Source organism: Paenibacillus pabuli NBRC 13638, from assembly GCF_001514495.1.
In the GTDB taxonomy this organism is placed as follows: Bacteria; Bacillota; Bacilli; order Paenibacillales; family Paenibacillaceae; genus Paenibacillus; species Paenibacillus pabuli.
Window position 1 is genome coordinate 1 of sequence record NZ_BCNM01000024.1, and the last position, 14,407, is coordinate 14,407.

Sequence of the window (14,407 nt, forward strand, 5' to 3'; positions counted from 1 at the left end):
CAAGTTTCTTTCGAAGCTTATTTCATTCACTTGCCGCACCGTGTTTCTCGTGTTTTCTTGGCCGGATTTAGAATATACCATGTACAGATTTCGAATGCAAGCTTTATTTTCAATAAAGTATAATGTTATTTGTTTCTATACTCTCTTTAATATATAGGTCCCCTATCTAGCTAAACACCTATACAAAATTCTGGTTTACTACATTACGTGCGAATTACCTCCCTCCGCCTTTACTTGTGCTTCTCTACTTTACATTAAGTTAATAAAAAGACCTCTCCATATTGGAAAGGTCCTATTCTTATATATGAACTGAAGATTAACCCATGACTTCCTGGATATGCAGCTGCCTTTGCTGCATCAGATTAATGATTGTTCCCTCTACTGATACCATCGGCCGTGTAGGATGATCCCGATCAGAGAATACGATCTCACCGATTTGATTATTACTGAGCTTCACTCGAATACCATTATGGATCTGTGTGGAACGTTGAATGAATACATTCACGATGGCAGGATCCAATTTGCCAAAAGCCTCACTTTGAATTTGTTCCAACACCAGGTATGGTGACTGTGCCTTGCGATAAATCTTCTCCAGAGTCATCGCATGGAAGATATCTGCAATCGCAACAATCTTGGCATAAATATGTATCTGCGTGCCGCTGAGCTGTAACGGGTATCCCGACCCGTCCACTTTTTCATGATGCTGCAATGCTGCGAGTCTAGCTCCTTCATTGATAGCCTTCGCCTGTTTCAGTACCTGATAGCCATATTTCGTATGCTGACGGATCTCCTCCTGTTCTGAAGCAGTTAACGTTGAGGGTTTATGGAGGATCTGTGGATCCACTTTGTTATTACCGATGTCATGAAACAATCCTGCAAATGCGACCTGCATCCAGTCCTTGGACGGCAAATCCATCCACTGAGCCAACTGATAGGACGTAATCGCACTTAATACGGCATGGTGATACACATAATCATGTTCTTGCATGACTCGTGGACTGAAGGTGAGTACATTATACTGTTTGATATGAGTAAACAACACTTCTAGCTGCGTGCGAATCTCATATACAGGCAATTCAGCTGCCAGAGATGACAGGAACGCGTTTTTAGTTAATGCCACCATCTTTTCATACTCTTCGTACAGGGACGGTAATACCGGTGCTGAGACTGTGCTGCTCCCATTACCTGCCCGCTCTCCGTTCTTCTCATTACCTGCTGCCTGACTTGAGGACGTGGGCAAAGCCTTACCAGTACTGCTTGCCCCTGTTCTCTCTTGCTCAATGTCCACTTGATGAATCATAAAGGCTCGGAGCACTTCCACATCCTTGGGCAAAATGACTTTACCCTTCTGAAACAGAACATTTCCACGAAGCGTTTGCACGTCATTCCCCAGTTTAAGCCCTGGTTTGACTTCAGACAGGGTGATTAATCCCATGTTTATTCCCCTCACTCATCGTTCTTCTATAATGATATCAAGACCATAGTCCCGGTTTTCCACGTTATTTCCCATTATATTACTCAAAAATCAGGCTGTACATCCTAGATTTCAAGGAGAATGGTCCTGGAGCTGTGAAAGTAACAAAGGGCCCCCATATGGGAGCCCTCCAACTTTATTGCAATCATGAAATGATTTTTGTTATAAAAGATAGATCCTATGCATCGGAACCTGAATCATCGCTATCCACTTCAGTATCGGAAACCGCGCCCTCATCCAGAGGTGACCCTGGACCTTCAACGGCTTCTGCACCCTCAAGCAATTCTTCATCGTCTGGTTCTTCCTCATTCTTGTCAATTCGGCTGACTGTAGCTACGGCATCTTCATCACGGATATGAATCAGCTTCACACCTTGCGTGTATCGACCCATAGTGGATATGCCTTCCATACTCATCCGAATTAACGTGCCGCTGGAAGTAATGATCATCAGATCTTCTTCTGTCTTAACCATTTTCAGGCTGACTACCGCACCGTTCTTATCTGTGACGTTAATGGTTTTGATCCCTTTACCGCCACGAGTCTGCATCCGATAATCGCTGACAGGGGTACGTTTACCGTAACCTTTGGCCGTAACAATCAGAACATCCAGTTCTTGATCTACAACGTCCATACCGATTACGACGTCCTGCTCATCCAGCGTGATCCCTTTAACCCCGGTTGCACTCCGTCCCATGGAACGAACATTTCCTTCCGAGAATCGGATGGACATGCCGTGGGCTGTACCCATAATGATCTCTTGCTGTCCGTCTGTCAGCTTAACATCAATAAGAGCATCATCATCACGCAGGGAAATCCCGATCAGACCGCCTTTGCGAATATTCGTGTAATCCTCAAGCGGTGTCTTTTTCACAACCCCTTGACGGGTAGCAAAGAACAGATACTTATCGCTTTCGAATTCCTGAACCGGAATCACGGCATTGACCGATTCACCCTGCTCGATCTGAATCAGGTTGATAATCGGTGTTCCCCGTGCTGTCCGTCCAAGCTCTGGAATCTCATAAGCTTTGAGACGATAGACCTTACCCTTGTCGGTAAAGAACATGAGGTAATTGTGAGAGTTGGTCACAAACAGATGCTCAACAAAGTCGGTATCTTTGGTGTCCATTCCAACAACCCCACGTCCGCCACGCTTCTGACTACGGTATGTGGATACCGGCAGACGTTTCACATAGCCTGTATGGGTAATGGTGATAATAACTTCTTCACGCGGAATCAGATCCTCGTCCAGAATGCTCTCTTCACCTACAGTGATTTCGGTACGACGATCATCGCTGAAGCGATCACGGATTTCTTGCAGCTCCGTGCTGATAATTTCGAGCACCAGGTGCTCATTGGCCAAAATTTCACGATATTCCTTAATTTTGACCATCAGTTCGTTATACTCATTTTCGATGCGCTCGCGTTCCAGACCTGTCAGACGTTGCAGACGCATATCGAGAATAGCTTGAGCCTGATCATGACTGAGGGAGAAACGCTCAATCAAACCTTCTCTGGCTGCATCTGTATTGCTGGATGAACGAATCAACGCAATGATTTCGTCGATATGATCCAGCGCGATACGCAAGCCTTCCAGAATATGTGCGCGTGCTTCGGCTTTTTTCAGTTCGAACTGCGTACGTCTGCGAATAACCTCAATCTGGTGCTGCAAGTAGTGATACAACACTTCACGCAGATTCAGAATCTTAGGTTCTTTATTTACAATCGCGAGCATGTTAATCCCAAAGGTGGACTGCATCGCTGTATGCTTGTACAGATTATTCAGTACTACACCCGGATTCACGTCTCTGCGAAGCTCAATCACAATCCGCATACCGTTACGGTCAGACTCATCACGGAGATCCGTAATGCCATCAATCTTTTTATCACGTACCAGCTCGGCAATTTTCTCAACGAGTCTTGCCTTGTTCACCTGGTAAGGAAGTTCCGTAACGATAATCCGTGCCTTGTTATTGTTTTCTTCGATGTTGGTTTTGGCCCGCATCGTTACTGAACCACGTCCGGTTTGATACGCCTGGCGAATTCCGGAGCGTCCCAAAATATAACCCGATGTTGGGAAGTCTGGTCCATGAATGTAATCCATCAATTCCATGGACGTGATATCCGGATTTTGGATCATAGCCTGTACGCCGTCAATAACCTCTCCCAGGTTATGAGGAGGAATGTTGGTCGCCATACCTACCGCGATTCCACCCACGCCATTAACAAGCAAGTTAGGAAAACGAGCAGGAAGAACGATAGGTTCACTTTCCTCACCATCATAGTTCGGCTGGAAGTCAATCGTATCCTTGTTGATATCTCTAAGCATTTCCATGGCAATCTTGGACAACCGTGCTTCCGTGTAACGCATGGCAGCTGCCATATCGCCATCCACCGATCCAAAGTTACCATGTCCATCTACGTGCATGTAGCGCAGGGAGAAGTCCTGTGCCATCCGTACCATCGTTTCGTATACAGCAGAGTCACCGTGCGGGTGATACTTACCAATAACTTCGCCGACGATTCTGGCTGATTTTTTATGTGGTTTATCGGGTGTCATGCCGAGCTCTGACATTGCGTACAGAATACGCCGGTGAACCGGCTTCAATCCGTCACGCACATCAGGTAAGGCACGGCTCACAATAATGCTCATCGCATAATCCATAAACGATTCACGCATCTCGACGCCAATATCCCGATCTTTAATCTGCGAGTTCATTTCTTCCGCCATGCTGGACCTCCTTCTTGTCCTTCAACAAACATTCCATTCGGTCATTCAAAATCGATTATATGTGAAGAGCCTAACAAGGCTAAAACCGCACAAGGACGCTACTCTTTATTATATTACTTTCACAAAAGGTAAACAATTAAACGTCCGCTGGGCAATAGCCTTTCTTTCGGGAACATCAGGGAGTCTGGGGGTTCGCCCTGCCTTCCTCCCCATTTACACATACAATGCTAGAAAAGCGGCAGATGTACGCGTGTATTCAGGCATAAAGCCGTTCCCGTACTACGATCAAACTACAAATGTGCAACAAAACCGCACAAAACGCCATATTTCTCTATTATACCACTGAAATCATCTCTTGTCCTTTGATTTCTCCGCTCTATCACTCTTAGAAAGCCCCACATAACAGGAAAGGACTGATGGCTCTTGGGCATCCAGCGTGTCTCCAGCAAATGGACCAAGACAGCTGTGTTACAACGCAGCCGTAGTGTGAATGGATATATACCGGTAACAAGACAATATAGCCGCCAAACCCTGGAACGGATGACTGAATTATTCGAGTCAAATTACATCAAGCCGGATCGGGGAACCTATGGCAATGGTGTCATGCGGGTTAAAACCACCCGTATACAACCACTGCCGATGAATTCCGAGGATTCCAATACGGAAGAAACAACATCCGAAAACGCTGACGAACGACTCTCTCCCTCCACAGCTGAAGTTGATGCCGAAGTTCCTGCTGCCGACCCCATAACAACGTATGAGCTTCGATATGGGACAGAGGAGAAATACTTCCATTCCCTTGATGAACTGGATTTGGCACTTCATGAGCATATCCAGAAGCGGGATTATATCATTCAGCAAGGTATTCCCCTGATGAAACATGACGAATTGCCTTTTGACCTCCGGGTATTGACCCAGAAAAATCTACAGCACAACTGGGAAACGACAGGGATCCTGGGGAGAGTTGCCGCGCCGGGCAAAATCATTACAAACATTCATGGCGGCGGACGACTGGCCACCTTTAACGAGTTGGTACGCCCCCATTTTGACCAGAATCAATTCCAGCAATTGCGCAGTGAGCTATATCGCTTAGGTATTCATACAGCGGTACAGTTACAGAAGTCATTTCCAAGACTCAAAGAGATTGGGATCGATATCGCTCTGGATGAAGGCGGAAGGCCATGGATTCTTGAAGTCAACACATTGCCGGGCATATATGCTTTTGGCTTACTCCCTGATAAAGAAACGTACCGGAAGATCAAACGTTATGCGAGAGCTTACGGCAGATTACCATCCAAAAAAGCGAAAACGTCGCGCGCGTCCCATAAAGCCCAAGCCCCTTCTGCCAAAACTCGTGTACGCCGATAGAAGAGACCCAACTGTTCACCTTTAGATTCTCAATTTCATGACCCCGTAATATAAAAAGGCGCCCTCGCAGGCGCCCCTTCCGATATCGTTAGATGTCGAGGTTTTTCACATATTTTGCATTTTCCTGTATAAAGTCACGACGAGGTTCAACATTATCTCCCATCAGGGTGTCGAACATGGCGTCGGCCAACATCGCATCGCTGATCGATACCTGCAACATGGTCCGGCTCTCGGGGTCCATCGTTGTTTCCCACAGCTGTCCGGCATTCATCTCACCGAGACCTTTGTAACGCTGGATATTGAACTTCGCATTTTCGCCGAGAGTTGCAATAATTTCATCGCGTTCCTTCTCGGAGCCAGCATAACGAATCACTTTATTACGCTCAATCTTGAACAATGGCGGTTGGGCAATGTATACATAACCCGCCTCAATGATTTTACGCATGTAGCGATAAAGGAATGTGAGAAGCAATGTCCGAATGTGAGCGCCATCGACGTCGGCATCCGTCATCAGAATAATTTTGTGATAACGCGCTTTGGCAATATCAAAGTCGTCACCAATTCCCGTACCCATTGCGGTAATGATCGCTCTGATCTCCGCATTACCCAAAATCCGGTCAAGACGTGCTTTTTCTACGTTCAGGATCTTACCACGCAGTGGCAAAATCGCTTGGAAATGACGATCTCGTCCTTGCTTCGCTGATCCACCGGCGGAGTCACCTTCGACGATGTACAATTCGCTGATTGAAGCATCCTTGGATGAACAGTCGGCCAATTTACCTGGCAAAGAGCTGACTTCGAGTGCCCCTTTGCGACGCGTCAATTCACGTGCTTTACGAGCTGCTTCACGTGCACGGGCAGCTTGCAGTCCTTTCTCCAGAATGCGACGGGATACGGAAGGATTCTCTTCCAGGAATTCCTGCAGCTTCTCAGCAAACAGGGATTCGACAATTCCGCGCACTTCGCTGTTACCCAGCTTCGTCTTCGTCTGTCCCTCAAATTGCGGTTCAGGGATCTTGACTGAGATGATCGCTGTCAGACCTTCACGTACATCATCCCCGGACAGGTTGCCTGTGCTGTCTTTAATTACGCCCGCTTTGCGCGCATAATCATTGATAATCCGGGTAAGGGCACTTTTGAATCCGGATTCGTGCGTTCCACCCTCATGTGTGTTGATGTTGTTCGCAAAAGAGTAAATATTCTCGGTGTAGCTGTCATTGTATTGCAATGCAACTTCAACCTGAATGTTGTCTCTTGATCCTTCTACATAAATCGGGTTTTCGTGCAGCACTTCACGCTTCTGGTTCAGGAAGGAGACATACTCGATAATACCGCCCTCATACAGGAAAGAGTTGGTTACACCTGTACGTTCATCGGTTAAAGTCATGCCAATTCCCTTATTCAGAAACGCTAGCTCACGAATACGAGTCAGCAAAGTTTCATAGTCATACACTCTTGTTTCCGTGAAAATCTCCGGATCCGGATGGAACGTAACCGTTGTTCCCGTTTCCTCCGTTGTACCGATCGTTTTCAGATCATACTGCGGAGCACCGCGACGGTATTCCTGTTGATACACCTGACCGTCAACCTTAACTGTAACAACAACTTTCTCTGATAGAGCATTGACGACCGATACACCCACACCATGTAGGCCACCGGACACTTTGTACCCGCCACCACCAAATTTACCACCCGCATGCAGAACAGTCATAACGACCTCAAGCGCAGGACGTTTCATTTTGGCATGTTCGCCGACAGGAATCCCCCGCCCATTATCGACTACAGTAACGCTGTTATCTTCATGAATAGTAACTTCGATATGATCACAATAACCTGCAAGCGCTTCGTCAATACTGTTGTCCACTACTTCCCAAACGAGATGATGCAGACCCTTGGCACTGGTGGAACCAATATACATCCCCGGTCGTTTACGTACGGCTTCCAGCCCTTCAAGTACCTGAATTTCATCTGCACCATATGACGGTTGATTCATAGACATGCTTTCACCTACTTCTATAGATTCAATATCGTAAATATGCGTTAACTAAGAATGCATGCTGAAATGGCATCTTCCCTTGATTTCGACATGCAATCTAAATAAAGACAAGCAGCAAAAGGCACAATAACTCGTACCGCAGATGCTAGAGATCAGGAAAAATGTGCGCCCGCTTCTTGAGTGTTGCTGAGGAAATAGGCGAGTAATACACAATGTTTTTGGTCACGACAATGGACTTGGCTTCCTCTTCGCCGATATGTTCCACGGTTTTTTCCTGCTCTGCATACGTGACATACTGCTTGGAGATTTTTGAGGATTTTTCAATCGATATATCAAAAATAGCGACCAATTCGGAAGAACGGATGATCTTCTCACCGCCCAGATGAATGTACATAAGCCCTCACTCCTTAGCGTTCAACCTGACCGGCATGAACGTGATAAATACTGGCATCTTTGAGTTTGTCAACGTTCAGACTCTCGATGCCGGTAGCTGTAATAAAGGTTTGCACCTTGCTCTGGAATGTTTCGATCAGCTGCGTCTGACGAAAAGGATCTAGTTCAGACAGTACATCGTCCAGCAGCAGAACCGGATATTCTCCGATTTCTTCATGAATCAGTTCAATTTCCGCAAGTTTAAGGGACAACGCCGTTGTGCGCTGCTGCCCCTGCGAGCCATACGTTTGTACTTCCCGATCGTTAATGAAAAAGGACAGGTCATCCCGATGCGGCCCACTAAGCGTTGTGCCTCGGCGAATCTCCTGCTCTTTCATTTGTGATAATTTTATCATAAATTGGTCCATTAAGACAGCTTCATCTTCCTCAGCGGCCTCGCTGAAGGAAGGAAGGTAGGCCAGGCGCAGGACTTCTCCGCCTCCGGTGATGCCCTGATGTATCGTTTCGGCCCACTTTTGCAGTTTCTTTATGAATTGTTTCCTTTTTTTGACGATTTTAACACCGTGCTCCACCAGTTGTTCGTTCCAGACCTCAAGCATCGTCTGGGCTGAAGCGCCTTGTCCCCATAATTGCTTGAGCAGATTGTTACGCTGGACGAGCACCTTTTGATATTGCTGCAGGTGATACAGGTAGCCTGGAGCCACCTGTCCGATCTCCATGTCAAGAAACCGGCGGCGGACCCCCGGTGTGCCTTTGACAATTTCGAGATCCTCCGGTGCAAACATCACCACATTAAGTGCTCCGACAAAATCACTCAGCTTGCGCTGTTCCAGTCCGTTGATCTTTGCTTTTTTCCCTTGTTGCGACAAAGATAACTCCAGCTTAACCGAACCGTACTTTTTGTCGACCTCTGCTGCAAGCCTGGCACGCTCTTCTCCAAAACGGATTAATTCCTTGTCGCGGGAAGTACGGTGGCTTTTGGTGAGTGCGAGCACAAAAATGGCTTCTGCAAGATTGGTTTTACCTTGGGCATTTTGCCCGATCAACAGGTTCACAGGACCGAAAGAATCCAGTCTCAGATGTTCATAATTGCGGAATTGTTGCAGATCAATGCTGTTGACAAACACGCGGTACCCTCCCTTTTATCCCGTCCGTCAGGAGGCAGCAGGATCCAACTGGTTTTCTTATTGTGCGACAACTTCGAACGAACCTTCTCCGTCCACCTCAACGATATCCCCAGGGTATAACTTGCGTCCCCGACGTTCCTCAGGCTCTTTATTCACACGTACCAGTCCATCCTGAAGCAGTGCTTTGGCCATACCTCCGGTTGGGATGCAATCGGCCAATTTTAGAAATTGGTCAAGCTTAATATATTCCGTACGAATCGGTACTTGATTCACTATGATCTTCCTTTCGTTAGTTGGTTGTCCGGTAAGGCAATATAACGTACAGGCTGTGACTGTCATCCAGTGGTTTCAGGATAATCGGGCTCATGATGCCAGTAAAAGCGATCATCAGCTGCTCACTTTCCACCACTTTCAGCACATCCAGCATATATTTGGAGTTGAACGAGATTTTCAGTGGTTCACCGTTAAAGTCGGCAGGCTCGATTTCTTCTCTTACTTTACCCAGCTCGGAAGAGCTTGATGAAATTTCGATCGACCCGGAATCCATCGTTTGCATCCGCACAATGTTTGTTTTTTCTTCACGCGACAGCAAATAAGCCCGATCAATGGACTCGCTTAATTTTTTTGTATCCAAAACGAGTTCTGTTTTGTACGAAGTTGGAATAATTCTAGAAGTATCCGGATAAGTTCCGTCCAAAATACGCGAATAAAAGAGAACACGGTCGATTTTGAACAAAACCTGATTGTCAGCAACAACGATATCCACAAGAGTATTTTGATCAGGCACAATTTTGCTAAGTTCGTTCAGCGTTTTACCCGAGATCACCACATTGTTGAAACGAATACCCTCTGCATTATCCAGCATTGCTGAACGAGTAGCAAGACGGTGACGGTCAGTTGCCACAAATTTTAGTTCGTTATCGCCCAAACTCCAAAGGACGCCTGTCAGAATCGGGGTTGTTTCATGTGTGGAAATGGAGAATACGGTTTGTTTGATCATATTTTTCAGCAAATCTCCTGGAATGGAAACCGTTTGGTTTTCTTCGATGCTTGGCAATACAGGGAATTCTTCCGGATCTAGGCCAACGAGCTGAATCTCAGTCGCACCAGCAGAGATAAAGGTGTTGAAGTTCTCTTTAACCTCCATGTGCACTTCCTGTGATGGCAGCTTCTTGATAATCTCGACAAAAAACTTGGCTGGAAGCACAACACTACCTGGTTGTTCCACCTGAACAACACTTTTATCGCCATCTTCAAGTGGAATAAAGGATTGGATGGAAATATCAGTGTCGCTTGCTGTCAACGTTACACCTTGATGATTCACGTCGAATTTGATGCCACTCAAAATTGGAATTGTTGTACGGCTTGAGATGGCTTTGGATACTTGCTGGATGGAATCGTTCAAGTAGTTTTTCATTATGCTGATTTTCATGGTTTCACTCCTAGCTGATTTTTTGGGTGTTTGGGTGTTGAAATGTATTTTTCAAAAGGCCGGAGGCCGAGCTTCGAAATGGCTAATTTGGAGATGATATCTTTTAGATCTTTATAGTAATAATAGTAATAGGGGCACTGAATATGTGGATAAGTGGGTATAAACCCGTAAACCCAAGCCTATCCACATGTGTACACGTTGTGCATAGGCTTGGGACTTGTTCAGGTTGGATTCTTAATTTTTTCGGTTAAGTTGTTGATAACTTTATAGAGATCCTGATCGTTTTTAATCGCCTGGGAGATCTTTTCATGCGCATGTATGACCGTGGTGTGATCTCGGCCTCCAAACGCTTCCCCAATCTTGGGCAGAGAAAAGTCTGTTAGTTCACGCGAGAGATACATGGCAATCTGTCTTGGAAAGGCAACGGCCTTGGTCCGTTTCCGTGCTTTGAAATCTTCAAGCTTAAGGCTGTAATACTCGCCGACCTTTTGTTGGATGTCGTGAATAGTGATCATTTTAGGACGGCTGGAAGGAATAATATCCTTCAATGCTTCAGCTGCCAGATGTGTGGTCACATCTTGATTCGTCAGCGAAGAATAAGCAACGACCCGAATGAGGGCCCCTTCCAGTTCGCGAATATTGGTGTCAATCTGATTTGCGATATACATCATCGCTTCATTCGGAATATCCAGGTTTTCCGCACGTGCTTTTTTACGCAAAATCGCAATCCGTGTCTCCAGATCCGGAGGCTGAATATCCGTAATTAATCCCCATTCAAAACGGGAACGAAGCCGTTCTTCCAGTGTCGGAATTTCCTTCGGCGGTCTGTCGCTGGAGATGATAATCTGTTTCCGTTCCTCATGCAGCGCATTAAACGTATGGAAAAATTCCTCTTGTGTCGATTCTTTTCCAGCTAAGAACTGAATATCATCTATGAGCAGGATATCGACACTACGATATTTGTTGCGGAAACTTTCCCCGCGGTTATCACGGATGGAGTTAATGAACTCATTCGTAAATTTCTCAGACGACAAATAAACGACTTTGCTGCCCGGATCATGCTCCAGTACATAATGTCCGATCGCATGCATCAAGTGAGTTTTGCCGAGACCTACACCCCCATATAGAAACAGAGGATTGTATGCTTTGGCGGGCGCTTCAGCGACCGCCAGCGACGCGGCGTGGGCAAAACGGTTGCCCGGACCAATGACAAATGTATCGAACGTATATTTTGGATTAAGCATGCTGAGTACCGCTTCTTCCTGTACAACCGTAGGCGTTGGTGCCGGCAGTTGAGGGTCCGGTTCAACAGGCTTATTCTCTTCGATGACAAATTTCACATCGACCTGTTTGCCAAGCAGTTCATATACCGTTGATCCAACCAGTTTCGTGTAACGACTCTCCAGCCATTCGACGGCAAACGTGGTAGGGGCGGAAATGACGATCGAACGATCATTCAGCTTGGTCGCTTTGGTTGCTTTGAACCAAGTATCAAAGCTGGGTTTGCTGAGTTTGTTTTGTATGATTGATAAAATTTGCTGCCATAAATCAGAAGTATGGCTGTCCACAGACTGTCACTCCTTTTACATGTTCCAAGTGTGGCTTAAGCCATGATGCAGTGTCGAAATACGAGATATATTGTTGAATTTATCCCCAAACCCCCGCAGGTCGAAAACAAAAAAAGAATGAACAACGGAAAATTGTTCACAACTTTATCCACAGGCTGTTGATAATATTATGGGTCAGATCACATATTCACATCCAAAAGTAATACAATCATAGCAAAAGAAGCCCGGCATTTCAATGTATCGCGTGATTTTATCCACAAATTCAATAACTTGTGTATAATTTTTAATCACAACACAATATATTGTTTATAAATTGTTTAACTTTCGACAAGATGACCCAAAAACCCAAATTATTTTATACACAGGTTATCCGTCAGATTATGCTGAATTGTGTGTAAAAGTATTCTTTGTTTGTGAATAACCTCTCTGTGGATAACCGTGATATGGAAATGCCTGTTTCGGGGATTTACAGGAGAGTGAATCTTCATGCCCGTTTTCCTTGTTCAAAGAGAAGTATTGAGGATACGATAAAATCTAAGGCATAAGAGATTAAGGAGAGTAAACTGAACGTAGAATTTATTCCTAAAAGAGGTAGTATGGATATGAGCTCAAAACGTGGAGATGGATATGTCCCCTTTGCAGGAGTTTAGCGTATACCAAAAAGAGGTTGTTCCTTAAGACCGAAATGGGGGTCTAAGGGAACAACCTCTTTTTGGTGGTTATAGAGGAAGGAATTACTTCATATGGACAGACCATTTACGCTGAAATTCCGCGATGTCTGCATATTCTTCTTCCAATTTTCGCGAGATACGAATAAAGATGGGGAGCAATTCCTGATAGATCGATGCATGTTCTCTAACAGGGGTATGCTTATGTGTTGTACCCACCATAGAGGAAACGGCATGAAGCGACTGAATTCGCCCTGTAGCATAGAGACCAAGCACAACAGCACCCAGGCAGGAACTTTCGAAGCTTTCAGGCACAACGACTTCCTGGTTGAAAATATCCGACATCATCTGACGCCAGAGGGGGGAACGTGCGAAGCCGCCGGTAGCCTGGATGGAGGTAGGCTGCCCAATCTGTTCCTCCATGGCGAGCAGTACGGTGTACAGGTTGAAAATCACCCCTTCCAGTACAGCACGGATCATATGCTCTTTCTGATGGTGGAGGGTCAAACCGAAGAAGGAACCACGAGCATCCGGATTCCACAGAGGGGCGCGTTCGCCCGAAAGGTATGGATGGAAAAGAAGTCCCTCTGAGCCCGGACTGACCCGTTCCGCAATCTTGGTGAGCACGTCGTAGGAATTAATGCCAAGCCGCTTAGCTGTCTCCACTTCAGATGCGGCGAATTCGTCCCGCACCCAGCGGAACAACATTCCGCCATTATTCACAGGCCCGCCGATGACCCAAAGATTTTCGGTGAGAGCATAACAGAACGTTCGGCCTTTTGGATCTGTAATGGGACGGTCTACAACAGTACGTATGGCTCCACTGGTACCGATGGTCGCTGCAACAACACCGGGTTCTATTGCATTTACCCCAAGATTGGACAATACCCCATCACTCGCTCCGATAACGAAGGGAGTAGAGGGGGAGAGAGCCATTTTATCAGCCCAGGTCGTATCCATTCCCTCTATAGTATGTGTGGTCGGAACAAGCTTCGACAGATGGTCTGGAGTAATGCCTGCAAGTTCAAGGGCTTCGGCATCCCAATCCAGTTGTTCCAGATTGAGCAGACCTGTGCAGGAGGCGATGGAATGATCCACCACATACTGACCGAACAAACGGAAGAACAGATATTCTTTAATAGAGATGAATTTGGCTGTGCGCTGAAAAAGCTCCGGCTCATCGTGGCGCAGCCACATTAATTTGGTCAGTGGAGACATGGGATGGATAGGGGTACCTGTTCGCAAATAAATGCGATGTCCAAGCCCATTCTCTTGCAGTTTCTCCGACCAGGCGGCACTCCGGTTGTCAGCCCAAGTGATGCAGCGGGTAAGGGGGCTGCCATCCTGGCTCATAGCGATGACACTATGCATGGCCGAGCTGCAAGAAACGAACATGATTTGTTCCGCGGGTACGCCGCTCTGATCCATGACGCCGCGTACAGAACGAATAGCAGCTTGCACAATTTGTTCCGGATCCTGTTCGGCAACATCGGGAGCCGGAGTGTATAAGGGATACTCCTGAGTTGAAGTACTTACGACTTCACCCTGTTCCGTAAATAGTACGGACTTTGTACTGGTTGTCCCAATATCCATACCAATCATATAGTTGTTCATTCTATATTAACCTTCTTTCCAGTGGACCTTTCAGAATTT

The 14,407-nt window shown here is 46.2% G+C and carries 10 protein-coding genes; 1 reads left to right on the plus strand and 9 read right to left on the minus strand.

What is annotated here, in order from left to right; translation table 11 throughout:
• Positions 1–316: 316 nt before the first annotated feature.
• Positions 317–1,435, minus strand: a complete 1,119-nt coding sequence (locus PPA03S_RS26290) for an HD-GYP domain-containing protein (RefSeq protein WP_062327651.1) — start codon at positions 1,433–1,435, stop codon at positions 317–319.
• A 217-nt stretch (positions 1,436–1,652) separates the two neighbouring features.
• The gene (gene gyrA, locus PPA03S_RS26295) at positions 1,653–4,202 is read right to left on the minus strand and encodes a DNA gyrase subunit A (protein ID WP_062327654.1); all 2,550 of its coding nucleotides are present in this window, start codon (positions 4,200–4,202) and stop codon (positions 1,653–1,655) included.
• A gap of 423 nt (positions 4,203–4,625) precedes the next feature.
• Between gyrA and PPA03S_RS26300 the strand changes: the two genes are divergently transcribed.
• Entirely contained in the window at positions 4,626–5,570 is a 945-nt protein-coding gene (locus tag PPA03S_RS26300) for a YheC/YheD family protein (RefSeq protein WP_062327657.1), read from the plus strand.
• A gap of 88 nt (positions 5,571–5,658) precedes the next feature.
• Here PPA03S_RS26300 and gyrB read toward each other — a convergent pair whose 3' ends face one another.
• The 7 genes from gyrB to gntK form a co-directional block, all read right to left on the minus strand.
• On the minus strand, positions 5,659–7,569 hold the full coding sequence (gene gyrB, locus PPA03S_RS26305) for a DNA topoisomerase (ATP-hydrolyzing) subunit B (RefSeq protein WP_062327658.1): 1,911 nt from the start codon (positions 7,567–7,569) through the stop codon (positions 5,659–5,661).
• Positions 7,570–7,711: 142 nt separating this feature from the next.
• Positions 7,712–7,960, minus strand: coding sequence for an extracellular matrix regulator RemB (gene remB / locus PPA03S_RS26310; RefSeq protein ID WP_056697587.1), 249 nt, complete (start codon positions 7,958–7,960; stop codon positions 7,712–7,714).
• Positions 7,961–7,973: 13 nt separating this feature from the next.
• Complete coding sequence (gene recF / locus PPA03S_RS26315; RefSeq protein ID WP_062327661.1) at positions 7,974–9,086, minus strand: DNA replication/repair protein RecF; 1,113 nt, start codon at positions 9,084–9,086, stop codon at positions 7,974–7,976.
• 57 nt (positions 9,087–9,143) lie between these two features.
• Complete coding sequence (gene yaaA / locus PPA03S_RS26320) at positions 9,144–9,359, minus strand: S4 domain-containing protein YaaA (RefSeq protein WP_062327663.1); 216 nt, start codon at positions 9,357–9,359, stop codon at positions 9,144–9,146.
• A 16-nt stretch (positions 9,360–9,375) separates the two neighbouring features.
• Complete coding sequence (gene dnaN / locus PPA03S_RS26325) at positions 9,376–10,518, minus strand: DNA polymerase III subunit beta (RefSeq protein WP_062327666.1); 1,143 nt, start codon at positions 10,516–10,518, stop codon at positions 9,376–9,378.
• Between the two features lie 221 nt (positions 10,519–10,739).
• A complete protein-coding gene (gene dnaA, locus PPA03S_RS26330; protein ID WP_062327668.1) occupies positions 10,740–12,086 on the minus strand; it encodes a chromosomal replication initiator protein DnaA in 1,347 nt (448 codons plus the stop codon).
• Positions 12,087–12,820: 734 nt separating this feature from the next.
• A complete protein-coding gene (gene gntK / locus PPA03S_RS26335) occupies positions 12,821–14,368 on the minus strand; it encodes a gluconokinase (RefSeq protein WP_062327671.1) in 1,548 nt (515 codons plus the stop codon).
• Positions 14,369–14,407: the final 39 nt, after the last annotated feature.